The sequence below is a fragment of the Reichenbachiella sp. genome (assembly GCF_039944555.1).
GTDB lineage: Bacteria > Bacteroidota > Bacteroidia > Cytophagales > Cyclobacteriaceae > Reichenbachiella.
This window is the reverse complement of the sequence record NZ_JBDUYN010000016.1, coordinates 245009-271858: the sequence shown is the minus strand read 5'-3', so window position 1 is coordinate 271858 and position 26850 is coordinate 245009. Positions and strand designations below refer to the sequence as shown.

Sequence of the window (26850 nt, the reverse complement as noted above, 5' to 3'; positions counted from 1 at the left end):
CTTTTCATTTTGATCTTTTATTGCTTAAGTAAAGCTTTGAATAATATCATTGAAGAAGGCGAATACCATCAGGCTTAACAATATCACCATCCCGACTTTTTGTGCATTTTCCAAGAACTTGTCTGAAGGCTTTTGACCTGATACAATTTCATAGGTCAGAAAAACCACGTGGCCGCCATCTAGTGCAGGAATAGGAAGGAAATTCATAAAAGCAAGCACCATGGAGAGTAGGCCCGTCATATTCCAAAACTTGTTCCAATCCCAGGTACCACCAAACATCTGTGCGATACGGATTGGACCACTAAGTGACTTGGATACGGCTACATCTCCAGAAAAGATTTTCCCCAAGCCTTTAATGTTGGCCCAAACTACGTTGAACGCCTGCGCTGTTCCGATAGGTATTGATTCTCCAAACGAGAATTCATCATGCATATAGTTAATTAACGGATTTGGGTAGAAGCCAATTGTCCCATCAGGAGTTACATGAAATGTGAGTGTTTCCATATTGTTATCAGCTCTTTTTACCGTAGCTACCACATCTTTATCTGTATTAGCCGTCAGGATTTCCTTGAGTTGATCAAAATAAATTGTAGGTTGATTATTGACTGAGATAATTTTGTCACCTGCCAATAGGCCACCTTTGTCGGCCTCGCTGCCAGTACTGACCTCACCAACTTCATAGAAATACCTGAACGCAATGAACTGATCTTTGTATTTTTTATCTGTGAGCTTGTTTAAAAATCCTTCGGGAAACTGAATGTCAAAAATTGAGTCTTCTCTTTGAACGCGGTAACTGGGCTGATCTGAAAAGAGCACTTCCATACTTCTCAGGTCTGAGAACCGCTCATAGTCTTTGCCATTTACCTTGAGTATGACATCCCCTGTTTTTAAACCTATTTCCTGCCCTAGTTGGTAAGCTACGATGCCATGTTTGTTTAGCTCCTCCTTAGGAATGTATGAGCTGCCGTTTGTATACACGAGAAAAACAAAGATAATAATGCCTGTGATCACATTTACGATGATACCTCCCATCATTACAATGAGACGTTGCCAGGCAGGCTTGGCTCTAAATTCCCATTCTTCCGGTTCTTGAGAGAGGCTTTCAGTGTCCAATGACTCATCGATCATTCCGGATATTTTCACGAACCCTCCTAAAGGTATAGCACCAAAAGAGTATTCGGTTTCGCCATATTGAAATCCCCAAATTTTAGGGGGAAACCCGATGGAGTATTTTTCTACCCGCATGCCAAAGGCCTTTGCTGCAATCAAATGCCCAAATTCATGTACACCCACTAAAATGGATAATCCCAACAAAAGCTGGGCTGTCATTATTAATCCTTCCATCAATTAATCAATTCTGTTGCTAATATTCGAGTTTCTTTATCAGTCTCTACGTAATCGTCAAAATTAGGGGTAGAGATATACGAAATTTTATTTAGACAGGATTCCACCACGTCGGACATTTCTAAAAATCCGATTTGGTCTTCCAAAAATTTTGATACCGCAATTTCGTTAGCAGCATTCAATATACAAGGTTGATTTCCACCTTTTTTTAAGGCTTCAAACGACAAAGCCAGGTTTTTAAAGGTTTCGAGGTCGGGTTTTTCAAAGGTCAGGGACGGGTAATCCATAAAATCAAACCTTGGGAAATTAGTTTTTAGCCGCTCCGGATAGGTGAGTGCATATTGAATAGGTAACTTCATGTCCGGTAAACCCATCTGAGCCTTTATGGATCCATCTTCAAACTGCACCATAGAATGAATAATAGATTGTGGATGAACAACGACCTCGATCTGCTCATCTCTGAGTCCAAACAACCATTTGGCTTCGATGACCTCTAATCCTTTATTCATCAGACTTGCAGAGTCAATAGTGATTTTAGCACCCATATCCCAATTCGGATGTTTGAGCGCCTGCTCTTTCTTTACACGGGTTAAAAAACCTCTTCCTTTCCCACGAAAAGGGCCTCCTGACGCGGTCAGGATTATTTTTTCTATCGGATTATCAAATTCGCCTGTCAGGCATTGAAATATAGCGGAGTGCTCTGAGTCGACTGGTAGAATAGGGACTCTTTTCTTTTTGGCCAGGGTTGTCACCAATTCCCCGGCTACTACCAGTGTTTCTTTGTTGGCAAGAGCAATTGCTTTACCCGCTTCAATAGCTCTAAGGGTAGGCTTTAATCCGGCATAACCTACAAGGGCTGTCAATACCACATCTACCTCTTCCAGCTCTGCTGCATGGCAAAGCGCAGACTCTCCTGCATAGACCTTAATGTCCAAACGATCTAAAGCCTCAAAAACCTGTTGATATTTATCTTCATTGGCAATTACTACCAGATTGGGTTTGAATCTTATAGCCTGCTTGATTAGCAAATCAGCGTTTTCGTTTGCAGTGATAGCTTCTAATTCAAAATGATCCGGATTGGCCTCAATGACTTCTAAGGCCTGTGTGCCAATGGATCCAGTAGAACCAAGAATGGTTATTTTCTTTTTCAATTTTTCAATTTTGGGTTTGCACCTGACGATTTGAAATAATAAAAGTAAAACGCAGGCGCAAAACTATAAAGATTAGATGGTTATATGCGACTTTTTATCAATTCGGTCGCTATTTTTCGATCATTAGATAATCGTGGGACTTTATTTTGCCCACCAAGTTTACCCTGGGACCTCATGTAGTCGATAAAGGCATTTTTCTTCAACGGGATTATTTCTAATCTTTCTAGAATGTTGCCGGTGATGAGATCATCATAATAGGAATTCAATTCTCTTAATTTGTGATCAATAGCAGTTGCGAATCTTTCTAAATCTTCGGGCTGTTCACCAAATTCAATAAACCATTGATGGCGAGGAAGTCCGGATTCCGGTGTCACTTGAGGGGCTACTGTAAACTCCGTTATTTCGGTTCTATTTTGCTCTTTTGCAGCATAATTGATTGCTTTTTCTACTTCCTGCCCAATGACATGTTCGCCAAAGGCAGAAATGAAATGTTTGATACGGCCAGTGACAATAACACGATAAGGATCGGTGGATACAAACTGAATCGTGTCTCCTATCGAATAGCCCCAAAGACCAGCGTTGCTATTTATGATGAGTGCGTAGTTAACCCCTTTCTTTACTTCTCCAATGCTGAGCCTTGTTGGGTTTTCGTCAAAGTACTCGTCAGCGGGTATAAATTCATAGAAGATGCCAGTGTTCAGCAATAGGAGCAATCCTTCTTGGTCCAAAGTGTCCTGGTAGGCAATAAAACCTTCAGACGCCGGGTAGGTTTCGACTGAGTCGATGGTTTTACCGATGCTTTCGAATAGTTTAGCTTTATAAGGCTCAAAGTTGACACCACCGTACACAAACAAAGAAAAATCTGGAAAAATGTCTTTAATAGGCTTACCTGTTTTCTCGGTGAGTTTGTCAAAATACATTTGCACCCATGGCGGAATGCCTGAAATGAGGGTCATGTTTTTTTGGTAAGTCTCATTCACAATACGATCCACCTTGTCTTCCCAGTCCTCTATGCAATTGGTGTCGAAAGAGGGCATCTGATTCGACCTCAGGTAGGCAGGAACATGATGGTTCACGATCCCAGACAGACGCCCGGTATGGATGCCGCTGGTTTGCGTCATAATTGGGCTCCCAGATAGAAAAATTAAGTTGCCGTCAAGAAATTTACTGTTACCTGAATTGTGCACATAGTTCAAAAGGGCATTTCTAGCACTATTGATATGGTTGGGAACTGATTCCTTAGTGATTGGAATATACTTGGTGCCTGAAGTAGTGCCTGATGTCTTGGCGAAGTACGCTGGCAAGCCTGGCCAAAGCACATCTTCCTCTCCTGTTTTTATTCGATCTACGTAGTGCCGAATCACCTCATAGTCTCCGATCGGAACCGCCTCTTTGAAAGTCTGATAATCTCCTATATCAGTAAAGTGATGATCTTTTCCGAATGCAGTATTTTTTGCCTTTTTGGTAATCTCTGAAAGAATGCTATTCTGTGCGTCTATCGGATTGGATGCCCATTTGGTTTGCTGATTGACGATGTATTTGGCGAATGGCTTACTGAGTACCGATCGGATGCCCATGCTTATTGGTATTTGCTTTGTACGGTTTGAAGTTCTTCATCAGTGAGTGGTTTTAATCCCACCTTGACTCTGTTTTCGTTTACCGAATTTACATCTTCCAATGGAAATAATACGGCTTGATCACCTATATAATTCCATTGAGTGCCATATCGCTGCGGTAATTTTTTTTGAACCAAAATTCGATCTTTCATGGTTGCCATTTGGGCCAAGCCGGATTCTCCGTTTTGGGCCGAAACCTCAAGTAATGGATAGTACCTATCGCGGATCTGATCCTTACTTGAGTGCTGAATCGCCAGAAATAATGAGATGTTAGCTTTTTTGCCAATCTGAGAAATGCCCAGCCAGCCATGTTCTTCGAGCACTAATGTGACATATTGCAAATGCAATGAATCTCGAAAGCTGATCAATTGATTAAGCGAATCCATCTGGTAAGATTCAAAGCCAAACTGATTGGCTGTAGGCATGACGGCTTCTCTTGCTTCAATGCTTTGATCTACGAAATACTCCAGTTTTACACGGAGGCTCAAAAAGTCTTGCGCGATGCCTGCCGTAGAAGCAAGAATGAATAGGGGTAATATTAAATTTTTCAAGTCCAACTCCAGTTGTAGGTGTGAATGTTTTCGATGGCAGCCACAGTCAAATCAATAGAGGCTTGAATATCGTCTTTATCTGCCATTTCGATTACCTGGTGCAAGTGCCTTGTAGGAATCGATATCGCACCGGATATCGCACCATTCTTACCTTTTTGTTGAATGCCGGAAGTGTCGGTGCCTCCAGCTACCAAAATTTCATTTTGCCATTTAATCTTGTGATCATTGGCGGTCTTTCTTAGAAAGTTGACCATACGCGTATCACAGATTGCCATGGCATCTAAGATTTTAATGGCCGTTCCATTTCCCAATTCAGTCACATACTCATGCGGCTGAGCACCTGGTAAGTCATAGGCAATGGTGGTGTCCAAGGCAATTCCAAAATCGGGATTGATGCTATGTGCGGCCACATTTGCCCCTCGGATTCCTACTTCTTCCTGCACAGAGAAGACCGCGTATACGTCATGCGCATTATTCTTTAATTGCTTAAGTGCTTCGATCAGTATGAAAACAGAAACTCTATTGTCGATCGACTTGCAGTTTACACAGTTTCCCATTTCTATCAGATCACGTTCTCGGGTTACGGGATCACCCACTGCTACAATTTTTTCTACCTCTTTTTTGGGCATCCCCAAATCAATGAAGTAATCCTCCTTGTTGGCCGGCTTTTCTCTTTCTGCCGGGGTCATTACGTGTATTGGCTTGCTGCTCATCACCCCGATAATGTCCTTTTTGCCATGAACGACCACTCGCTGTGCAGTAAAAGTTTTAGGGTCAAATCCTCCTAGGGTCTGAAACCTTAAAAACCCGTTGTCGTCTATGTAGCTCACGATAAATCCGATTTCATCCATATGAGCAGCCAGCATAACCTTTTTGGGGTCGTCAGAGGAGCCCTTCTTAATCGTGATCAAATTGCCCATGTTGTCAATATGATATTCATCCACATGGGATTTAACTTCATCAAGGACCAAATTTCTGATTCGAGATTCGAAACCGGGTGCGCCCGCTATTTCACAGATATTTTTTAGTAAGGGTATATTCAATGACATGTAGTAGTAATTCTAAAGCAGTAATGATTTGTACCAATAGTGTCAGCAAATCTATCCAAATCCGTTGCAATGCACCAGTTTCTGTGTTGAGTAAACTTTTTTTTTCTTTTTGATTTCATACCGAAAAAAAAAGCAGATGTTCAAAAGAAATCCAGATAAATCAAAAAAATGAATTTTTCTTAGAGTTAGAGAAGAGCAAAAGAGAACATAAGAAAAAATATGAATTGTACTATTTGAATTTTTTCGACTTCATTTTCATCGAAAAGGCAATCACATTGATCGAAAACGGGAAGAACATCAATTTAGGTATGCCCGCTTTCAGCTCCCAGTTTATTCATTGGATTCACAAAAGCACTTTTTGAGATACTTAATTGTGAGTTCATTGGTGAAGAGTTGATCCTAATGAAAAATAAAATTCTAAGATCACCCGAATTCGGCCATTCGTCACCCGGATTCTAGCATTCACCCACTTTATTTTGACAGCCCCCAACCGTCCTGTTTTTTTGTCTCAATCTTACTTTTCTAGAACATATTAATATGAAAAATTTAGCACTCAAACACTACCTGCTTCTTTTTACCTGCTTTCTAATGCAGACTGCCATACAAGCGCAAACCCCACAGTGGCACTACAGCCGAAGCCTGGGAGATGGCAATCCCCTTCCGGAGATCGGTGCAAATCTTGGCAGCGCCACTTTTGGTAATGCAAGCTTCATGGCTGTAACTACAGATGCCAATGGTAACGTATATGCAGCTGGCCGTTACCTAGCTTATGGTTATCTATATGTGACCAAATTCGATCCCAATGGCAACCTGATATGGAGTCATGCGGGCGACCCTGATGACTATGTGCACGCAGATGACAGCAGAGGGAGTGGCCCTTTTTCAGATGAACTGAAACAAGTCCGCGTACGAGACATGATCGTCGCCGACAATGGCGGTATGGACTACCTCTATGTCTATGGGCATGGTCAGGCGGACGGTACAGGCAATGACAACCTTTTTGTGGTTTGTTATAACCTCGCCACGGGGGCTGTTGTGTGGGCCTACGAGTATGACGATGGTAGCAATTCATATGAGGCCGGCCAAATCACTTTATCTAACAATGGAGAGCTGATATTGGTATCCGACAAGGTTTTAGTGTTTATCAACAAGGACGGTATCGAACAAAGCCAATGGCCAGCCGGTACGGCGACGCTAACGGCGACAGGTATTAAAGATCATATCGCATCGGCAACAGATCCGGCACCAGATTATTTTGGCTCGTTTGATGGATTAAGCGTGACTAATCCGGTGGAGAGCTTTTCACCACTGGCTAACACGCAAACTTACGCGGCTCCCTATGATACCACAGGCATTAATTTGGTACCATCAGCACCTGCCGGAGGAGCTATACCTGGTACGTATGATGTGACTGAGCGGATTTTTGCTACAGAGTCCCTGACAGCTAACAGTAATTTGCACCAGGCCAATCATGAACCCTTACAGGGGACTTCTTTTTCATTGACCAGTGGAGTTATCATTAGCCCAGATCCGGCTAATCCAGGTTTCAATTATAATGTGTCAAATACCAAGTACCAAGGGGTGGTCATGGCTCCCGACGGATCATTATATATTTCAGGTGTTACTAATGTAAATGGCAATAACCAAGCATGGATTGCCAAGCTCAATAAAAACGACTACACTACTTCGGATTGGGCGTATTATTGGAGGAGCAATAGTACGGATCCTACAAATATTGCCCTGGACGAAAACGAAAACGTGTATATGACGTCCTGGGACAGTGGTGTTTTGAACATTTTCGCGACTGGTGGTTGGGTACAAAACGTGCTCACCAAATGGAATTCTAGTGGTGTTTTACAGTGGGCCAAGGTCTATGGAGGTAATAAGCACGACATTACCTATGCGCATGGAGCCTTGGAAATTGATACTGACAATGATCGAATAGTATTAGGAATTCTTTCCCAGTCATTCAGTAGTAATCCTGAAAGTATCATTACAGGAGGAATACAAGTGATGAATTACAATGGGGAGATTCAATCTGTTTCGTACATAGATTCTCCTGTAACTGCTTACGGTACACAAGCCACATTTGATGGTAATGGTAACCTTTACGGTGTGGCAGGACACGATGACAATACTGGCTCAGAACATCTCTTTAAAGTGAAAAGGGCCATCTTATACAACAATCCGACTATCGAGAGCACGGTATTGACCGCAGACAATAGTTACATCGACGTTACCTTTAACCAAGCGGTCTACAATACAAATGGAGGTAGCGGTGCTTTGGAAGCTGCGGATTTTAGTCTGGGCATTACAGGCGGTTCGGCTACAACTCCAATCATCTCGAGTGTAAAGAAAAATGATAATGCTGTTGAAGGATCGGCCTCTGCTTTGGCAGGTGGGGAAACAGTAATCAGGGTGTTTTTTAGCACTACCGGTGCGGCTGATGGTTCGGAGGTTTTGACAGTTTCTCCAGTCAGCAATCAAATCTTTAGTGCCAGTGGAAATGCTGCTTTGACGACTCAAAGTAACAATACGGCTACGCTAAATGATAAATTGGGGCCAACAGTGACTAGTGTATCATCACCTTTGTCAGATGGGACATATATAAAGGATAATTGCATTTATATTACAGTCACTTTCAGTGAGGCGGTGACTGCTGTGGGCTTTCCCTCCTTAAAACTGGAAACAGGTACTACTGATCAAACGATCAATCCCGAAGGAGGGTCATTTGGAAGTGGAACTACAACGCTTTCGTTTCTGTATTGTATTGGATCGGGAGAGTCGAGCTCAGATCTCGAATACTTCGATACCTCCTCATTAACGGCTGGAACCAGCATTAAAGACGCCGCCGGTAATGACGCCACATTGACCTTGCCTACGATAGGAGGAGGCAATTCATTAAGTGATAACAAAGCATTGGTTGTGGATGGGGTTGTCCCAACGGTGACCAGCGTAAGTTCCACTGTATCATCAGGAAGTTACAAGGCAGGTGATGTAATTCCTTTAACGATGACTTTTAGCGAAGCCGTTACAGTGACAGGCACTCCTCAGATAGAATTAGAGACGGGTGATATAGACAGGACTGTCGACTATACCTCAGGTTCAACAACGACCACGTTAACTTTTAACTACACGGTGCAGGCTGGAGATACCAACGGAGGCGGTCTTGAGTATACTTCTACTACGGCCCTGACTTTGAATAGCGGAACGATCAAAGATGCAGCAGGTAATACTGCGACATTGACCCTGGCTACTCCCGGAGCATCGGGTTCTATAAGCCATACCCAATCGATTTCCATTGATACGACTGATCCTATCGTTCTTGAGGTGACATCTCCCGAAACAGATGGCACCTATAGTGTAGGGGATCAGTTGGATATTTCAGTACAATATGATGAAGAAGTATTTGTGACGGGCACACCTCAACTGATACTAGAAACCGGGGATGTGGGTCGAACGATTGATTATGTTGATCGAAGTAGTTCTACCTTACGCTTTGTATATACTGTGCAGTCCGGAGATATGAGTTCGAATTTGGATGTGATTAGCTCTTCTGCCTTATCGTTAAATGGAGGGACAATCAAAGATGCGGCAGGAAATAATGCGAGTTTGACCGTACAACAAGGGGCAACAGGCGGTTCATTGAGCCAGAACAAAGCGATTGTAATTGATACTTCCTTTCCCTCTGTAACGACAACGGATGCCTCATCTATAGCACAATTGTCAGCGACCCTGGCGGGGGAAGTTACATACGAGGGAACTACCTCAGTAACCGAGAGAGGTATTGTATATGCAATAACATCTACTAATAACGATCCTGAAATAGATGGCACCGGAGTGACGAAAGATACCAACGGAACAGGCGCCGGAGCATTTAGTGAGTCAATTAGTGGATTAACTGCTAATACGCAGTATTCTTTTAAGGCCTATGCAATAAATAGTTCAGGGACGGTTTATGGAACGGTAAAAACATTTACCACGCCTGCGCTGATTGTACCAACGATTACTTTTGCAGATATCGACAAAGTGTATGATGATACAGACTTTGCCTTAGGAGCTACGTCAAATTCTGCAGGAGCAATTACCTACTCGATAGAAGGCGCTGCAAACGAAACAAGTTTATCCGGGACGAATAATGCAACCGTTACCCTTGGGAATATAGGAACAGTAACGATCAGAGCAACACAGGCAACCAATGATATTTATGCCGAAGGAACCAAGGATATTACCCTTACTCTTACTGCCAAAGAGCTGACTGTGACCGGTTTGACTGGGGACGATAAAGCACATGACGGTACTACTGATGCTACTGCCAGTGGTGAAGCGGCCTTATCGGGTGTAATAGCTGGTGATGATGTAAATTTATCGGGTACTCCAGTATTTACCTTTGCTAGTGCAGATGTTGGAACCGAGGTAGCAATAACCACAACGGGCTATACACTATCCGGAGATGAAGCTGGAAATTATTCGCTGATTCAACCTACACTTTCTGCAGATATAACTGCCGTGTTATCGGCGCATGATTTGACGGTGTCTGATTTATTGGTTTACCCGAACCCTTCTGAGCATTTTTTAAATATGAAACTTAAGGAAGGTGCAAGAGTAAAAAACACCGACATTAAAGTATACGATTCGAGAGGAAGACACATTCTACTTCCTACGAAGTTGGAGGGTAATGTCGCTCAGATACAAATTGATCAATTGCTTGTGGGCCGATACCTTATTCGTGTAACCCAAATAGACAAATCCGAGGTGCTGTCGTTCATTAAGAAATAACTTAAAAATCCAATATCATCTGCCAGGCAAGATTTATGGCCAGGCAGGTGATACATTCCTAACAAAGTTTAAAAGATAATGGATGTCAGGAGTGTGGATTATCCTCAACAACGGAATCCCTTGGTAAAATCAGCCAGGGGATTTTTTATTTTAATATGGGAGGAGTAAAAATTGCGTGCACCAGAAGATTGGAATGGCCTGACTTTCGGAGAGCGACCTTCTTCTATGGAATTGTTTCCATGACTTGAATGTGCAAAATCTGAAAATTTGTGCGCACGAGAAGATTCGATGGGAGCGACCTTCGCCTTCCACGCGCATTTGCTCTGAAAGATTCTTAAGTGTGCAATTTGAAAAATTTGTGCGCACGAGAAGATTCGAACTTCCACGGGCGTAAGCCCACCAGCCCCTCAAGCTGGCGTGTCTACCAATTTCACCACGTGCGCATTTCATTTGTGATGTGCCAATAGAATTGGGTTTGCAAAAATAGAAGGATTGTTGAAAAATCAACCTAATCCTATGCCAAAGTTTACCACTTTTGAAAACTATTTACGGGGAGATCTCCCAGATCGAATCAACGAAATATTGATTCGTATCGAACAAGTCGGCTTTGATTGAAAATCCTGATTTTCTGGCCAACTTGTGAAGTTGTTTAACCGAATATTTTCTTGAAATTTCGGTGTGAATAGCTTCCCATTGTGCAAAATGGAAGGTTTCATCATCGATCACCACCTCTTGTTCAATATTGCTAAGTAATGCACTCTTACATTCTCCGGTCACCGGATCATATGTAGGGTGATGTTCGAATGTGTCAATATTAAAATTGCCCCCTAATTCTCTGTTAATTCTTCGCAAAAGATTGTAGTTGAATTCAGCAGTAATGCCTTTTGGATCATTGTACGCCAACAATATTTTGCGAGGGTCCTTTTTAAGATCCACACCAATAAGTAATAAGTCTCCCGCGTTGAGTTTAGTGCCAATATCTGAGGTAAAGGCTAATGCTTCTTCATTGGTGAAATTGCCGATGTTTGAACCTAAAAATAAGATCACATTTCTTTTGCCATTCGATTCCTTGAGTCTACTTAGGACCTCAAAATAATCTCCTTGTATACCCTGAAATGAGAGGTTCGGCATTTCCTCCTTAAGGGAGCTATTTAATTGATCTAGTGCGTTTTGAGAGATATCGACAGGGACATAGTCAAAGGGAATTTCATGATTTAAAAGTTCTTTGAGTAGAATCTTGGTTTTCAATCCATCCCCAGCACCAAACTCTATTAGATTAAAAGCTTCTTTGTCAGGTGAGAATATCTTTGCGATTTCACATTTGTTGCTTTTGAAAATATCTAATTCTGCGTTCGTTAGATAATACTCATCCATATGCATAATCTGCTGAAATATCTCATCTCCCTTCTTGTCATAAAAGTATTTGGATGAGATGTGCTTGGTTTCGGCAGAAAGACCTTTCAGGACGTCAGACAGAAATTGCTTATTCTTTACTACTTCTTTTTCTATGGTTTCAAACATGTTTTGCGAGGCGAATTCCTGTGAAATGCCATTTTAAATTTGGATGAAAAAAGTTTCTATATGTGGGTCTAATGTGGTCTTTTGGTGTAGCGAGTGAACCGCCTCTGAGTACCATTTGGTTGATCATAAATTTGCCATTGTATTCACCTACTGCCCCTGTTTCTGTTTTGAAATAAGGATAGGGTAGATAGGCCGAATTAGTCCATTCCCAAGTGTCACCATAAAACTGGAAATGATTCTTTTCGGCAGCTTGTGTGCATAGATTTTCTTCTTCCACAAAGTTGGCATTTGCACGAATACTTGATTCATAAATTCGACAGGCTGTTTCCCATTCAAATTCAGTAGGTAAACGCATTCCTCTCCATTGAGCAAAGGCAGCGGCCTCGAATTGACTAATATGCGTTACCGGTTCATAAAGATTCAACTTTTGTAATCCGAAGAAAGTATACTGATGCCATTCTCCATCAATTTGATGCCAATGCATCGGAGCTGTCTCTTTATTTTCCTGCACCCAAGCCCAGGCTTCCATGTACCAAAATCTAAAATCTTGATAACCACCGGCCTCAATGAATTCAAGGTATTCACCATTAGTTATCAATCGGTCACCGATTTCAAAATCTTGTAAATAGACCTGGTGAACTCCTAGTTCATTGTCAAAACAAAACTCATCTCCGTGATGACCAATTGAGTAGTTTCCAGCTTCTATCGGAAGGAAGGCTAAATTTCTACTCTCTATGGTATTTGCAGGCTTTTCTTTTATGTAGGCTGGAAATAACGGGTTATTGCCAAGGATATATTTTATGTCATACAGCAGTAATTCCTGATGCTGCTGCTCATGTTGCAGTCCTAATTCCAGAAGGCTAGCTAGGTCCGAACTTAGCTCATTAGTGGCATTGAGAAATCCAATCAGCTGCTCATCCACGTAGGCACGATAGTTATAAACTTCTTCAGTTGTAGGTCTGGTTAGGTTACCTCTGTCGGTGCGTAAGACACGTTTACCAATAGATTCATAATAACTGTTGAAGACGTAATTGTAATCTTTATGAAATACCTGATAACCTGATGAATGTTCTTCGAGAATCATTTTCTCAAAAAACCAGGTGGTGTGACCAAGGTGCCATTTTGGTGGACTTACATCCACGATCGGCTGAACGACAAAGTCTTCTTTCTCTAGCGGTTCACAAAGTTTCAATGATTGATTTCGAACCCGTTGATATTTTTCCTTGAAGTAGGAAAGCGAATTGGTAATGGATTTTGATTCGGTAAGCGTTGAGATAATCCTACGGGTTTTGGTTTATTAAAATTAATGCTTCTTACGCATATATGGTATGAAAGTTAAACTATTTTGAAATTCATTCTATCAAAAAGATGGGTCATTGAGTGTTCTCAAAAAGGACTCTAATGCCATTTTTTCGTCGTCAGAAAATTCAATGTTCCTAACAAGAAAATCTTGATTTTCGTTCAACGAATCAATATTTTGATAGTGATTTAAAACCTCTTCTAAAGATTCAAATCTACCATCATGCATATAAGGTGCGGTCCGCGAAATACTTCTTAATGTGGGTGTTTTGTATTTTCCCAAGTCAGAGGAATCTCTTGTAATTCTAAATCTGCCTGTACTTAAATAAAGATCCTTTATAGAAAAATATTGGTTCAAACCATTATGATGGAAATCATTGTCCATGAATAATGGTGGTTTATGACATGCCGTGCAGTTATTGTTGAAGACGCTTAAACCTTTTTTTTCTGTTGCCGAAAACGAGGTTAGCGCCAACTGAACACTGTCGTATTTAGAGCTTGAAGAAATTAAAGTTCTCAGGTATTGTGCTAGCGCGCGACTCACGTAGGCCGAAGAAATGGAATCAATGTTAAAGGCATTTTTGAATTTTGAAAGATAGTCAGGATGCTCATTAAGTTTCTTGCAAAGCGAGGACAAGTCGACCCCCATTTCATCTGGATTCATAAGGGCTGCAAAAGACAATGATTCGAGATTTTTGACCCCACCGTCCCAGAAAAAACTTTGAGACCATGCCAGATTGATCAAAGCTGGCGTATTCCTCTTGAGTTCGAGTCCACTGTGACCGATACTAAATTTTTCCCCATCGGAAAAAGCCAATTGAGGTTCATGGCATGTTGCACAGGAAATTTTTTCATTGGCAGATAAAGAAGTGTCAAAAAATAATTCCTTACCAAGGGCAACACCTTCTTTTGTTAACTTATTTCTTACGGGCGAAGGGATGGGTTCAGGAAAATGAACAGGATAATCAAGCTCTAATTTATTTGGAGAATTTGAGTTAGTATTACAACCATGTATCAAGCAGCTCGTGATGATACAGGATAATATTGATGTAAAGATTTTAAACACTTGTTTACTGATTAGGATCAGTTAGTCAAGTTAGTGGAAATACCGTTTCAACCTGTTGGATAATTAATGAAATTAAGGTTAAGCACATATTTTGTATTTGCATTATTGATTTGGTCTTGTTCGGACGACACTAAAATCAATACACCTACTCCTTATCAATTCATTCCGCCAGTTCACTTTGGCGACAATTACGAAATTCCAGAAAACAACTCTTTTACTGTTGAAGGCATCGATTTAGGGCGCAATCTTTTTTATGAAAAACAACTTTCACGCAATAGTCAGATATCTTGTGGCTCTTGTCATCAGCAAGCCAAGGGCTTTACGGACGGTGCCAAATTTAGCGAAGGGCTAGATGGAGAACTAACCAGTAGGAGTTCGATGTCTGTGGTAAATCTTTTGTGGAATTCAAAGTTCTTTTGGGATGGCAGAGTGGGTACATTGGAAGAGCAAGCATTGCAGCCAATTGTGGACCATATCGAAATGGACTTATCTTTAGATGAGGCCGTGAAACGATTGAGTGATTCGGAGAATTACCGGCAACAATTTTTTGCTGCTTTTGAAACGGATGTAATCACTTCCGATTTGATTGCAAAAGCCTTGGGGCAATTTATGCGGACACTTGTGTCTTCTGATTCCCGATATGATCAATATCTGCTGGGACAGACCGAACTTACAGATCAGGAAAAACTCGGTATGGACCTGTTTTTCACTCATCCGGAACCTAAAACAGGACTACGAGGAGGTAATTGTGGAGATTGCCATCTAAACATTTTAACTTCAGGAGATCGTGAGGGGTTTCAGGGATTTCATAACAATGGAATAGATTCTGATGCCAACCTCGAAGTTGGATTGATGGAAATTACTGGCAAAGCAGAGGACAGGGGTAAATTTAAAGCCCCTAGTTTACGTAATATTGCTCTCTCAGCACCATATATGCACGACGGCAGATTGGCGACCCTTGAAGATGTGTTAGATCACTATAATGACAACATTCAAAATAGCTCCACGTTGGATGTGTTGATTACTGATGCAACAAACAACAGCATCAAAGGTGAGCATATTCAATTGGGATTAACCGATGGAGAAAAAGAGGCAATTATTGCTTTTTTGCATACCTTGACAGATGATAAATTTATAAATGATGAAGCGTTTTCAGATCCTTTCAAACCTTAGTATGTGCTTGCTAGTTGCACTATTGCTAAGTACTTGTTCTGACGAGGACTCAACGGTGCGAACATTGACTTTAAACTTTAAGGCTCAGATTGATGGAGAACTGGTTGAGTTCGAAGCCAGAAAATACCAATCTCCAGCCCATCAATCCGTTAGCTTTGACCGGCTCAAAGTTTACATCAGTAATATTGAGCTGGTGGATGTAGAGGCTGGTGAAGTCTTTACTGAAGTAGATAGTTATCATTTGTTAAGCTTTGATGCTGATACGGACTCGGCCTTTTTTGAGATAAGAAACATACCACAAACCTTCAATGTGGATGAAATCAGATTTGGCGTAGGAGTTGATGAAGAGGCCAATGCCTCCATCGATCATGTAGGTGATTTAGATCCTACCAACAGCATGGCCTGGGATTGGAATACGGGGTACAAGTTTTTGTTATTGGAAGGCAGGTATTATCCTTCAGGAGATGATCTGGGTGAAGAAATCAAGATGCATATCGGCACAAATGCCAATTACGCTAACAATCTAATAGGTTTTCAGGAGTCAATCAGCGTAGAAGAAAACCCAACCCATACGTTGTATGTAAATGCCTTGGTTCCTTTCGGAACGATTGACTTATCAGAAGGCACAGTATTTATGAATGATGAAAGGGGGAACGAAGTGGCTCGAAACTATATGGATGGATTTATAAGCACCTTTTAATTATTCTATTTCCATTCCATTGCTCGAAGAGATAAAATCTATTCTTAAGAAGGGCCATCTTTATGATGGATGAAAGGGAGGTCAGGTGACACAGAATTATCGAGAGAGACTACTTAGTCCAAAATAAAAACGCCACAACTGGGATTCAGTTATGGCGCTCAACTTCTATTATATTTTTAATTACTTGGCCTCAGCAAGTCTTTTGTTCACCTCATCCCAGTTGATCACGTTGAAAAATGCCTGAATGTAGTCAGGTCGTCTGTTTTGATAATTCAGGTAGTAAGCATGCTCCCAAACGTCAAGGCCTAATATGGGTGTGCCCCCGCATCCTACGCCTGGCATCAAAGGGTTGTCCTGATTAGCAGAAGAGCAAACTTCTAATTTACCATCCTTTACACAAAGCCAAGCCCAGCCTGATCCGAACCTTGTAGCTCCCGCTTTAGCGAAAGCCTCCTTAAAAGCGTCGAATGATCCAAACGCATCATCGATAGCTCCAGCAACATCACCTGTTGGGTTGCCACCACCATCAGGACTCATGACTGTCCAGAATAGTGAGTGATTGAAATGTCCGCCGCCGTTGTTTCTTACCGCAGGGACGTCAGAATGGTTGGCGCAAAGCTCTTCGATTGATTTGCCTTCCATTTCAGTGCCGGCTATGGCACCATTAAGATTTGTTACATACGCGTTATGGTGTTTTCCGTGATGGATTTCCATGGTACGTGTGTCTATATTTGGTTCTAATGCATCGTGTGCATAGGGTAAAGATGGTAATTCGAAAGCCATGATAACTCTATATTTATGTTGAAAATTCTTTTAAGTAAAATTAGATGTAAATCTATAATAAAGTTAATCATTTGATCACTCTATTCTATGTGCAGATAGAGATTTGAAATTTGAAATAAAGAATTTGAAATTATTTTCGTTTATTTCTCATCTGCTCAAAGAAAGATGTAACAAGGTAACTACATTCATCTGCCAAAATACCATGTTTTACTTTGGCTTTCGGGTGCAAAGCGTTGGGAGCCATTACACTGAATCCACGCTTTTCATCAGCCGCTCCAAAAACAATTTCGTCCAACTGTGACCAGTAGGTAGCGCCAGCGCACATGGTACAGGGTTCGAGGGTGACATAGAGTTTGCAACCAGCCAAATATTTGCTTCCTAAATAATTTTCGGCCGAGGTAATGGCTAATATTTCTGCATGTGCAGTAACATCGTTGAGTTTTTCTACTTGATTGTAGGCACGTGAGATAATCTTGTTTTCACATACTACGACCGCACCCACAGGGACTTCATTTTCTTCGAAGGCATATTGTGCTTGCTTGAGCGCTTCTTTCATGAAAGCCTCATCGCTGTGCAAACCCTGGATCATCTTTTATTTTTTTGAAATATGATACTATTCATGATATCTGATAATCTGGGCTGCCATTCGTTTTGCAACTGAACGGGACTGGAAAAATTGAATACCCAGGAATTTTCTCCAACGATCATATATTGAATGTAAGTGTATTTTTTAACTGAGCTTTGAGACCTAAAAGATTGTTTTTCCGGTTTGACCGTCGAAACAAATTCGAAATAGGCTGCCTTTCGTCCATTGATCTCCTTAATGCCCTCGCTAATCATTTCAATTTCGTCATAAAAATTGTAAATATTTGATTTCTGAAAGCTCACCATAATTTCCAAATCTTCTGCACTCCAGGTGGTTACACTTTTATTGATACCGAGGTCAACGATGATTCCCTGGTCTGTGTAAATGGCTAGCGGCCGCTTTGTAGTAAAGTATCTGCTCGCCACCTCATCATCGGTCATCAGGCGAAAATCATCGGGCATCATCATGGTGATCTCATCGGTCACATTGACTTTTGTCAAATTATCCCCGGGGATATTAGAAAATATTAAACTGAGAAATAGAATGATACCCATGTTTTACGAATTTCTTAAAGCTAGTGAAAAATCAAAATTAAACTACCTCGCGATGAAGCCCAAAACAACACAATGATTAAATTTGCGCCTTCATTTTTTTATAATACGATTATTATGCTGAGAACACAGACATGTGGCGAATTGAGATTGGCGGACGCCGGTAAGGAAGTGACACTTTGTGGATGGGTACAGAAAGTACGTGACAAGGGGGGAATGGTTTGGATTGACCTACGTGATCGCTATGGAATTACTCAGCTCATATTTGAAGAAGGAAAAACGGCTACGGCGTTGGTAGAAAAGGCCAAAACAGTTGGTCGGGAGTTTGTGCTCAAAGCGACCGGCGAAGTGGTCGAACGCTATGCTAAAAATGATAAAATCCCAACCGGAGAAATAGAATTACAAGTAAGCGAATTGAATGTGCTCAATCCCTCCAAGGTGCCGCCTTTTATCATCGACAATGACACGGATGGCGGAGAAGAACTCCGAATGAAATATCGCTATCTTGACTTGAGAAGAGACGAGGTGCGCGATAAGCTCATGCTTCGTCACAAAATGCTGCAGGCGACACGGTCTTATTTATCTGATCAATCCTTTATGGAGGTAGAGACACCGGTTTTGATCAAATCTACTCCTGAAGGGGCGCGGGATTTTGTTGTGCCATCGAGGGTGAATAAGGGTGAGTTTTACGCATTGCCGCAGTCACCGCAGACTTTTAAACAGCTGCTGATGGTTTCGGGATTTGATAGATATTTCCAAATCGTAAAATGCTTTAGAGATGAAGATCTCAGAGCAGATCGCCAGCCAGAGTTTACACAAATTGATTGCGAAATGTCATTCGTGACTCAGGAAGATATTTTGAATACATTCGAAGGATTAACGCGCCATTTGTTCAAAGAAGCACTAGGTGTTGAAGTCGGTGAGTTTGTTCATATGCAATATGACGATGCTATGCGATTGTATGGATCGGACAAGCCAGATGTACGTTTTGATATGCAGTTCGTGGAGCTCAATGAGGTCGCTCAAAATAAGGGATTTAATGTATTTGATCAGGCGGAGTTGGTTGTAGGTATCTGTGCTGAAGGATGCGCTGAGTATACCAGAAAGCAACTAGACGCACTGACTGACTTTGTGAAAAGACCACAGGTCGGAGCCAAGGGTCTGGTTTATGTAAAATGCAACCAGGACGGCACGTTCAAATCTTCGGTAGATAAATTCTACTCACAGGAAGATCTGAAGGCTTGGGCCGAGAAAGCAAATGCAAACCCTGGTGATTTGATTCTGGTATTATCGGGTGACATTAATGCAACAAGAAAGCAAATGTGTGAACTGAGACTTCACATGGGAGAGCTACTTGAGCTCAAGGACCCAATGAATTTCAAACCACTTTGGGTGTTGGATTTCCCTTTATTGGAATGGGATGAGGAGACCGAACGATACCATGCGATGCATCATCCGTTTACTTCTCCTAAACCTGATGAAATTCCATTGTTGGATACGGATCCTGGGAAAGTACATGCCAATGCGTATGATTTGGTGATTAATGGTGTAGAGATAGGCGGTGGATCGATCAGAATTCATGATAGAGATACTCAGGCCATGATGTTCAAACACCTGGGCTTTTCAGATCAGGAAGCCAAAGAACAATTTGGGTTTTTAATGGATGCATTCGAGTATGGAGCCCCACCTCATGGCGGTATCGCCTTTGGATTTGATAGATTATGCTCTATGTTTGGGGGCTCTGACTCTATCAGAGATTTTATAGCCTTCCCTAAAAATACTTCTGCGCGTGATGTAATGATAGAGTCACCCTCTCCAATTGCTAAGGAGCAATTGGGTGAATTAGGATTGGGTCTGTTGCCCGCAGAATAATCATATGAAGGAAGTTGGAATTTGCTATATTTTGTTTATGTGCCTTTTCTTGACTGGATTTGCACAGCAAAAGGACTCTATTGATGAAAAAAGAGTAAAGTTTGCTATCTATCCAGCCATAGGTTATACACCTGAAACTAAGGTTAATATAGGAACCATAGCCTTTTTCGTGTTCAACATGACCTCACCTTCTCAATCATTTCACAGACCCTCATCGGTTACACCGTATTTGGTTTTCACTACCAATAAACAGGCGTTGGTCAAAACTGATTTGGATTTGTTTTTTAAAAATGGAATGAATCTGAATATGGAACTTCGACTTTTCGACTTTCCGGATAATTACTATGGTATTGGAAACGACCGGCTACCCTCTGTTACCGAGAAATATTCAGATAAGTATACTGAGATAGCGGGGAATTTGTATAAGCCAATTACTGAGAAGCTGTTTGCAAGTGTGGTTTTTGATTGGCAGTATAATAAAATTGGTCCTGAGGCAGAGGGTCTGCTTGCAGCTGATGCTCCTGTTGGATTAAATGGAGGCTGGGTTATGGGGCTGGGTCCAGGATTGAGATATGACAGCCGCAATAGTACGCTGTATCCTACAAAAGGAAAGCTGGCTAGTGTAAGCTATACCGCATTTGGAAAGGTCTTTGGCAGTGAATATTCCTATTCCAAATTTCTATTCGATTATCGTCAGTATTTTGATTTCATAGGGCCCAAAACTGTGGTGGCTTTTCAAGTGAAAATGGATATGACTTCTGGTAGAGATATCCCATTTTATAAATTGTCGAAAATAGGAGGGAGCAGTAGACTGAGGGGACTGGAACATCGTAATTTGTATCGTGACCGACAAGCGGTGTACTTTCAGGTGGAAGCACGTCAGGAGTTGTTTTGGCGTCTGGGAGGCGTTCTTTTTGTCGGGGCAGGAGAAGTATTTGATTCATTCAAAGATTTTGATGCTGGCGAAGCGCACTTAATTTATGGGCTTGGAGGTAGATTTCGAGCATTGAAAGACGAAAAACTCAATTTTCGGCTTGATTTAGGATTTACTGATAATGGTCAGCATGCATTTTACCTTTCGGTAAGGGAGGCGTTTTGATAGATGACTCAAATTGTTGGAATAATTTTGTATTTTGCATAACTAGTTAGGGAAAAAGAGAAAGAAAGAGAATTATGGCAGATAAGATCAAATTGCTATACGTCGATGATGAGCCAGCTAACCTGAATGTTTTCAGAATTGCATTCAAGCGAAGATATGATGTAACCACCGCTGAAAGTGCTGACGAAGGCCTGAAGTTATTGGCTGATAAAAAATTTGATGTCATCATATCGGATCACAGAATGCCGGGCATGACGGGCGTGGAGCTACTTGAGCAAGTGGGTAATCTATACCCTGGTATGACTCGGATTATTATATCCGAATATGTGAACGACGAGATTATTCGAAACGCCATCAAAAACTTCGGATTTAATGGAAGTGTGGGTAAGCCTTGGGATGCGGACCAGCTGACCGCATTGATCGAGAATAAATAAGACAAAACATTGCAACTAGAGATTTCTACTCCGGCCCTTTTGTTTCCGGCCATTACCTTGTTGTTGTTGGCTTATACCAATCGGTTTTTGGCTTTGGCTACTCTAATTCGAAATCTCCATGCCAAGTATCAACAAACAGAGCCACATCATATGCTGGTAGGGCAAATCAAAAATCTTAGAATACGACTAAATATGGTTCGCCGTATGCAGGCATTTGGCGTGTTGAGTTTTCTGCTCACCGTTGCTTGTATGTTTGCTCTGTTTCAAGAAACCTTTGTTTTGGCTAATTATCTTTTTGGCGGTAGTCTTATTTCTTTGATCACTTCACTGATCTTTTCTCTTGTCGAAATCCAAATGTCGACTAAAGCGCTCAACCTGGAATTGAGTGATATGGAGAGGTAATCCTGTATTTAATGCCTTGACTCTTTCAGTTTCATGCAGCTCTTTCAAATACGACATTGTGAGCGAAGCTCAACAATCTGCATGATTAACGGCGTGGCAATCTGCTATCGTGTAAATAGTAAAAACCAATCAAATTTTTAAGCTGAACCTCAATGGCATCGGATATTTCTTAGAGTGAATACATGACCTGAATCCTCTGTAGGTATACTATTAATTTGGGTTTGACCAAACATACTTAACAGATCACGCACTCATTTTAAGTAGGAAATTGTGTAAAGAACAATAAACGTCTACATTTGTGGTTCATATAATATTTTTAATCATGAGTAACGGAACAGTAAAGTTTTTTAATGATGCCAAAGGATTTGGGTTTATTACACCAGATGACGGAGGTAAAGATGTATTTGTCCATGTAAATGGGTTAACCGACGAAATTAGAGAAGGAGACAAAGTGAGCTTTGATGTAGAAGAAGGTCAAAAAGGACTAAACGCAGTTAATGTTAAAATTGCTTAATCTATTTTTCTTTGATTAACCGCATCAAAAGAACCTATCGTAATTGACAGGTTTTTTTTTGCCCAAACCAGTTCTATAGCTGTTTTTTTCAGCCAGCGGCTAATAAGTATAAAACGTGCTTATTTGTTTTTTCCTCCCTGTGGCGTGAATAACCCCGAGAAATTTTTTTGAGTTTACAAGTGCTGATTACCCATCACAAGATGCAGTAGTTTGCCAATTCTAAATTGTCTTGAAGGGATTGGTATATCGATACTTTAACATTCTCGGCATATCTGCGAAATTGAGACTAGTATTAAAGTTTACTGAAGCGAGATTGATGAATTGCTGATCGAGCGACTAATATTTTCTGTTTCATTTTTTGTATCAACTGGGAGCTGACCGCAGAGGGTTCACCTTGTATTATGCAAAAAAAGGCCATTCCAATTCAGAACGGCCTTTATATTTTGAAAAATAGGATTATTACATATCCAACTTAATGTCCTTGCCATAGAATGCTAAAAGCATTTCAGTGTCTTTTATTTTACCTAATTTTTCCTCCAGCGCTTCAGTATTCTGATATCTGATGTTTAGCGCTTTGACCAAGATATCTCCAAGCTCTTTTTTAGCATCTTCTACATCCATATGCCCTTTTTTCACAGCTTTTACCAAGTGCTTGTTGGTCTTCTTTACCGAATAATAGATAGAAGGCTTCTCAACAATTGGTGTAGTAGTTTGCGAGATGGTATTTCTCTCCTCGGATGTATAGAATTCTCTAAGCAATTGCATCATCTCTGTGAACTCCGTGCCAAATGGGTGTTGACTGGATGCCAAATTCGATTCTGTTTCCTCCATCTCCATTTCATTATAATCAAAGACGAATTCCTGTGCCTGAACCGAGACAGTGACGAACATAAAGAGTGCTACAAATAAAAATTTACTCATTGGTTTCATGTGTTTAACTTTTTTAAAAAATTGAAATCAATTGAGTTTTTGACCAATAACCATAGATTATTATGCAAATCTACGTAATTAGATAAATTATTGCACTGATTTTTTGCAATCGTATATCTGTTTCTTTCCCATGTAATTGCTAAAAGTTGGAATTTTGACAATTAGCTACCCTCAGCTCATAGGCTAGAACTTATTATTACTAACAACTTTATTTTGTCTATAGTTCACGTAATTTTTTTAAAATTTAGGGTCAGACCGATCTCAGGGTTGGTGTTATGATTGCTAGGTTAATGCAGAAAAAGTGAGGTCAATTATCTAATGGGATCCCATATCGGCAATTCGTCTTATGTTATGGCCAAGTCGCTATCTGCAATTGATTAATTGGGAAAACTGAAAGCCCTATTGCAACTACGTAGGTCATGAAGTCGTTATACACAGAAATAAAAAATGGCTTCACCAACTTTACTTATACACATTAGTGCAGGGGCAATTGGGTTACTCTCGGGGGCAGCTGCATTGGTTTTTCATAAGGGTTCTCGTCTTCATGGTAAGGCTGGAAACGTGTTTTTCTTATCCATGTTGGTTATGTCGGCAAGCGGAGCCTATATCGCATATGACTTACCTAAAGCCCTTAGTGTCTTAAATGGTCTTTTGACATTCTACTTGGTTGCAACTTCCTGGGTAACTATTAGACGCAAAGAGAGAGAAACAGGGCTTTTCGAAATTGGTGGATTTCTTGTTGCATTATCACTCAGCGTTGGTTTATTTACTTTTGGGTTAGAAGCAGCCAATAGCGGGACAGGGTTAAAGCATGGGTTTTCAGCCGGGGCCTACTATTTCTTTGGTTTGGTAGCAGCGCTTTCTGCTGTATTAGATATGAGTGTAATCATTCGTGGAGGTGTTTCTGGTTCGCATCGTATAGTGAGACATCTTTGGCGCATGTGCTTTGCCATGTGGATTGCTACCACCTCTTTATTCCTGGGACAACCTCAGCTATTTCCTACGTCAGTTCGTGAATCACAAATTCTTTTTGTACCGGTACTTGCAGTAGTATTATCCATGTTTTTCTGGCTGTTTCGTGCTCTGTTTACTAAGAAGTATAAAAAGCGTGAACGCTATCGGTAAAATGAACATGTTTATTCCTTGAAGGGCTTGTTTTAAGTATTATAGAAATATTTATGATGTAGATCATGCATGGAATTCAGTAAGATTAGAAACTCTGCCTTAAACTTTGTGATTATTTTAGTGCAAACAAATAGTTATGCGATTTCATACCAGAAAATGGGTCAAGCCCGAAGATCTTAATCCCAATCAAACGCTGTTCGGAGGCAAGCTTCTCGCTTGGATAGATGAAGAAGCGGCGCTTTATGGTGCGATCCAACTCGAAAACAAGAAAGTAGTCACCAAGTTTATGTCGGAGATCAATTTTCGCAGCTCGGCTAAACAGGGGGATATTGTCGAAATTGGGATAGAACCAACGAAGTTTGGCAGCACATCTTTGGTGCTGAATTGTGAGGTTCGTAATAAAATGACCCATGAGACAATTATTACGGTAGATCGGATTGTATTGGTGAATATCGGAGAGGATGGAAGGCCAATGCCACATGGTAAGACTCAAATCGAGTTTGTAAAGGATCGTTTGGGATAAGGCAATTTTGAAACGATACGGATGGGGTGAGTTTGGGGCTGACACCAACCATTGTTATAGTTTGGTTTTGAATTCGATTAAATGAGCTCTTGAGTTTATTTCTTTACAAACTTTGTTAGGATTACGATTTGCTGGCCGTTTACCTTACCCTCAATTTGTTCTGGATTGTCATGCACCAGTGAAATGTTTCGTACGGCAGTTCCGCGTTTGGCCGTGAAATTGGCTCCTTTCACATTGAGATCCTTAATGAGCACTACGCTGTCGCCTACCTTAAGAATGACTCCATTGCTGTCCTTATGGATGATTTTGTTACTTTCTTCTCCATCTTCTCTGGTGGCTTTGGCCCAAATCAGGGTGTCGTCCTCCAAATAAAGCATATCCAGTAGATCCTGTGGCCATCCTTCTGTACGCAGATGTGTGAGCATGCGCCAGGCCAATACCTGAACAGCCGGGTTGGTATTCCACATGCTGTCGTTGAGACAACGCCAATGGTTAGTATCTGCTTGTTCAGGGTTTTCTATCTGTGTCCTGCATGTGTTGCATAGGTAAGCGCATTCTTCAGCCGTATCGCCATTTTTAGGTGCCACCGGGAATACGGATACTGTATCAGTAGTCCCGCAGAGCTCACATTTGGATTCGCTGCGGTGTTGGAGGTCTTTTTCTATGCTCATTGTATGCAGGAGGTATTTGTCCTTAGGAGTGCTAATTAATCGAACTTCACTCGTTTTGTAATGGCCATGGCTTTAAGAATGAACCCTGGTAATGGCTTGTGAGGATCCCGGTTTTTGAGTTTAATGCTCCAATTGATTTTTTTAATCAGAGGCACTTTATGTGTTTCCACAAACTCTACCAGTGTCCCATCATTATCTTCGATATATCCCCAATGGCCATTGGCGTCGCCCATGTCGAAGTGCTCGGAGCTGAGTACTTGAAAGGGGTAATTTTTTTCTTTACATTCCTCTACCAGGGCCTTCATATTTCTAATGTCAAAACAGAGGTGGATAAAACCTACGTCTCCCCAAAAACGGCCTTCAAAGAGCTTCTTAGGAGTTCGGTCAAGTGTTTGTATCAACTCGATCTGACCATCTCCCAATAGCGGATAAAAACCACCAGTCCTATCCTTTTTGTGAGTAAGTAAAATTCTTCTGAATTTGCCCTCTCCATTATTCAAACCTTTCAAATCTTCGAAAGTACCGGTCTGATCATATACCACCTGATCATAACCCAATATATCTGAGTATAGCTTCCGCGATTGCTCGATATCCGAAACACCCAACGTAGCTCCGCAAATGCCACCTACATCAAACTTTGATTTTTTTAACCAGGAGTCAAATTCCTTAATTTGGAGGATATTGTCCCATGGGTCTTTGATATAAAAGCCTTTAGAGCCATCAAGCTCTTCGTTTATATCTGTGCAGATTGTTACTCCTTTGGCTTTGAGCCGTTCAAAACTTCGCTGAATATCCTGAGATTTTATTTTTGCGATGTTGATCCCGAGATCACCCAATTGTACAGGCTCTTCGATGGTCAGGGGCATACGTCCGGTATGTTGCCATATCTCATAACCACTTCCGCCTTGTGCATTCATTGCCAGAATGGCCCTTTTAGCTCTGGCTTTACCTCCCATATACTTGGCCATAAAAGTAGCTTCGTTATTGTCATCGAAGATACATAAATCAGCGCCGAGCGTTTTAGCGTACCACTCGAACCCCTTCTGAGCATCGTCTACGCCAACTCCTACCTGCTGAATCCCATAAATAAGTTTTTCACCCATGCTTCCTG

At 41.2% G+C, this 26850-nt stretch carries 24 protein-coding genes and 1 tRNA gene; 10 read left to right on the top strand and 15 right to left on the bottom strand.

Features of this window, described 5'->3' with window-relative positions:
- Positions 1 to 24: 24 nt before the first annotated feature.
- The 5 genes from rseP to ABJD64_RS23535 all read right to left on the bottom strand — a co-directional run bounded on the left by rseP (position 25) and on the right by ABJD64_RS23535 (position 5711).
- On the bottom strand, positions 25 to 1344 hold the full coding sequence (gene rseP / locus ABJD64_RS23555) for an RIP metalloprotease RseP (protein ID WP_348181312.1): 1320 nt from the start codon (positions 1342 to 1344) through the stop codon (positions 25 to 27).
- Positions 1344 to 2504, bottom strand: coding sequence for a 1-deoxy-D-xylulose-5-phosphate reductoisomerase (locus ABJD64_RS23550; RefSeq protein WP_348181478.1), 1161 nt, complete (start codon positions 2502 to 2504; stop codon positions 1344 to 1346). Before ABJD64_RS23550 ends, rseP begins: the two co-directional genes overlap by 1 nt.
- 71 nt (positions 2505 to 2575) lie before the next feature.
- Complete coding sequence (locus ABJD64_RS23545; protein WP_348181311.1) at positions 2576 to 4072, bottom strand: GH3 auxin-responsive promoter family protein; 1497 nt, start codon at positions 4070 to 4072, stop codon at positions 2576 to 2578.
- Between the two features lie 2 nt (positions 4073 to 4074).
- Complete coding sequence (locus ABJD64_RS23540) at positions 4075 to 4662, bottom strand: DUF6624 domain-containing protein (RefSeq protein WP_348181310.1); 588 nt, start codon at positions 4660 to 4662, stop codon at positions 4075 to 4077.
- A complete protein-coding gene (locus tag ABJD64_RS23535) occupies positions 4659 to 5711 on the bottom strand; it encodes a M42 family metallopeptidase (RefSeq protein ID WP_348181309.1) in 1053 nt (350 codons plus the stop codon). The genes ABJD64_RS23540 and ABJD64_RS23535 overlap by 4 nt, the downstream gene beginning before the upstream one ends.
- Positions 5712 to 6248: 537 nt before the next feature.
- On the opposite strand from ABJD64_RS23535, the gene ABJD64_RS23530 reads away from it, so the two are divergent.
- On the top strand, positions 6249 to 10490 hold the full coding sequence (locus tag ABJD64_RS23530) for a YDG domain-containing protein (protein WP_348181308.1): 4242 nt from the start codon (positions 6249 to 6251) through the stop codon (positions 10488 to 10490).
- Positions 10491 to 10849: 359 nt separating this feature from the next.
- On the opposite strand, the gene ABJD64_RS23525 is transcribed toward ABJD64_RS23530, so the two are convergent.
- From ABJD64_RS23525 to ABJD64_RS23510, 4 genes are all read right to left on the bottom strand, one after another.
- Positions 10850 to 10933 (bottom strand) — tRNA-Leu (locus tag ABJD64_RS23525).
- A 103-nt stretch (positions 10934 to 11036) separates the two neighbouring features.
- A complete protein-coding gene (gene egtD / locus ABJD64_RS23520; RefSeq protein ID WP_348181307.1) occupies positions 11037 to 12011 on the bottom strand; it encodes an L-histidine N(alpha)-methyltransferase in 975 nt (324 codons plus the stop codon).
- Positions 12004 to 13260: an ergothioneine biosynthesis protein EgtB gene (gene egtB, locus ABJD64_RS23515; protein WP_348181477.1), complete on the bottom strand. Its 1257-nt coding sequence runs from the start codon at positions 13258 to 13260 to the stop codon at positions 12004 to 12006. The genes egtD and egtB overlap by 8 nt, the downstream gene beginning before the upstream one ends.
- 111 nt (positions 13261 to 13371) lie before the next feature.
- A complete protein-coding gene (locus ABJD64_RS23510) occupies positions 13372 to 14376 on the bottom strand; it encodes a cytochrome c peroxidase (RefSeq protein WP_348181306.1) in 1005 nt (334 codons plus the stop codon).
- Positions 14377 to 14442: 66 nt separating this feature from the next.
- Here ABJD64_RS23510 and ABJD64_RS23505 point away from each other — a divergent pair, with 66 nt between their 5' ends.
- Both ABJD64_RS23505 and ABJD64_RS23500 read left to right on the top strand, forming a co-directional pair.
- A complete protein-coding gene (locus ABJD64_RS23505; protein WP_348181305.1) occupies positions 14443 to 15549 on the top strand; it encodes a cytochrome c peroxidase in 1107 nt (368 codons plus the stop codon).
- The gene (locus ABJD64_RS23500; RefSeq protein ID WP_348181304.1) at positions 15515 to 16249 is read left to right on the top strand and encodes an MbnP family protein; all 735 of its coding nucleotides are present in this window, start codon (positions 15515 to 15517) and stop codon (positions 16247 to 16249) included. Before ABJD64_RS23505 ends, ABJD64_RS23500 begins: the two co-directional genes overlap by 35 nt.
- Positions 16250 to 16429: 180 nt before the next feature.
- Here the strand turns inward: ABJD64_RS23500 and ABJD64_RS23495 are convergent, their stop codons facing one another.
- The 3 genes from ABJD64_RS23495 to ABJD64_RS23485 form a co-directional block, all read right to left on the bottom strand.
- Positions 16430 to 17032 carry a superoxide dismutase gene (locus tag ABJD64_RS23495; RefSeq protein WP_348181303.1) on the bottom strand — a complete coding sequence of 201 codons (603 nt, stop codon included), beginning with the start codon at positions 17030 to 17032 and terminating at the stop codon, positions 16430 to 16432.
- Between the two features lie 130 nt (positions 17033 to 17162).
- Positions 17163 to 17621 carry a nucleoside deaminase gene (locus ABJD64_RS23490; RefSeq protein WP_348181302.1) on the bottom strand — a complete coding sequence of 153 codons (459 nt, stop codon included), beginning with the start codon at positions 17619 to 17621 and terminating at the stop codon, positions 17163 to 17165.
- A complete protein-coding gene (locus tag ABJD64_RS23485; RefSeq protein ID WP_348181301.1) occupies positions 17618 to 18172 on the bottom strand; it encodes a hypothetical protein in 555 nt (184 codons plus the stop codon). The genes ABJD64_RS23490 and ABJD64_RS23485 overlap by 4 nt, the downstream gene beginning before the upstream one ends.
- Positions 18173 to 18286: 114 nt before the next feature.
- Here ABJD64_RS23485 and aspS point away from each other — a divergent pair, with 114 nt between their 5' ends.
- The 5 genes from aspS (at position 18287) to ABJD64_RS23460 (ending at position 22490) form a co-directional block, all read left to right on the top strand.
- Complete coding sequence (gene aspS, locus ABJD64_RS23480; protein ID WP_348181300.1) at positions 18287 to 20041, top strand: aspartate--tRNA ligase; 1755 nt, start codon at positions 18287 to 18289, stop codon at positions 20039 to 20041.
- 4 nt (positions 20042 to 20045) lie between these two features.
- Positions 20046 to 21140, top strand: coding sequence for a BamA/TamA family outer membrane protein (locus ABJD64_RS23475; RefSeq protein WP_348181299.1), 1095 nt, complete (start codon positions 20046 to 20048; stop codon positions 21138 to 21140).
- Positions 21141 to 21214: 74 nt separating this feature from the next.
- Positions 21215 to 21574, top strand: a complete 360-nt coding sequence (locus tag ABJD64_RS23470; RefSeq protein WP_348181298.1) for a response regulator — start codon at positions 21215 to 21217, stop codon at positions 21572 to 21574.
- A 9-nt stretch (positions 21575 to 21583) separates the two neighbouring features.
- Positions 21584 to 21976 carry a DUF2721 domain-containing protein gene (locus ABJD64_RS23465; protein ID WP_348181297.1) on the top strand — a complete coding sequence of 131 codons (393 nt, stop codon included), beginning with the start codon at positions 21584 to 21586 and terminating at the stop codon, positions 21974 to 21976.
- 322 nt (positions 21977 to 22298) lie between these two features.
- Positions 22299 to 22490, top strand: coding sequence for a cold-shock protein (locus ABJD64_RS23460; RefSeq protein WP_348181296.1), 192 nt, complete (start codon positions 22299 to 22301; stop codon positions 22488 to 22490).
- A gap of 459 nt (positions 22491 to 22949) precedes the next feature.
- On the opposite strand, the gene ABJD64_RS23455 is transcribed toward ABJD64_RS23460, so the two are convergent.
- A complete protein-coding gene (locus tag ABJD64_RS23455) occupies positions 22950 to 23411 on the bottom strand; it encodes a hypothetical protein (protein ID WP_348181295.1) in 462 nt (153 codons plus the stop codon).
- Positions 23412 to 23867: 456 nt separating this feature from the next.
- On the opposite strand from ABJD64_RS23455, the gene ABJD64_RS23450 reads away from it, so the two are divergent.
- Together ABJD64_RS23450 and ABJD64_RS23445 are read left to right on the top strand one after the other, a co-directional pair.
- A complete protein-coding gene (locus tag ABJD64_RS23450) occupies positions 23868 to 24545 on the top strand; it encodes a hypothetical protein (RefSeq protein WP_348181294.1) in 678 nt (225 codons plus the stop codon).
- Between the two features lie 136 nt (positions 24546 to 24681).
- Positions 24682 to 25068 (top strand): hotdog domain-containing protein, encoded by a 387-nt coding sequence (locus ABJD64_RS23445; RefSeq protein WP_348181293.1) that lies wholly within the window; start codon positions 24682 to 24684, stop codon positions 25066 to 25068.
- 95 nt (positions 25069 to 25163) lie between these two features.
- On the opposite strand, the gene ABJD64_RS23440 is transcribed toward ABJD64_RS23445, so the two are convergent.
- A complete protein-coding gene (locus ABJD64_RS23440; protein WP_348181292.1) occupies positions 25164 to 25739 on the bottom strand; it encodes a PhnA domain-containing protein in 576 nt (191 codons plus the stop codon).
- Between the two features lie 35 nt (positions 25740 to 25774).
- Positions 25775 to 26842, bottom strand: coding sequence for a VOC family protein (locus ABJD64_RS23435; protein WP_348181291.1), 1068 nt, complete (start codon positions 26840 to 26842; stop codon positions 25775 to 25777).
- Between the last annotated feature and the right edge of the window lie 8 nt (positions 26843 to 26850).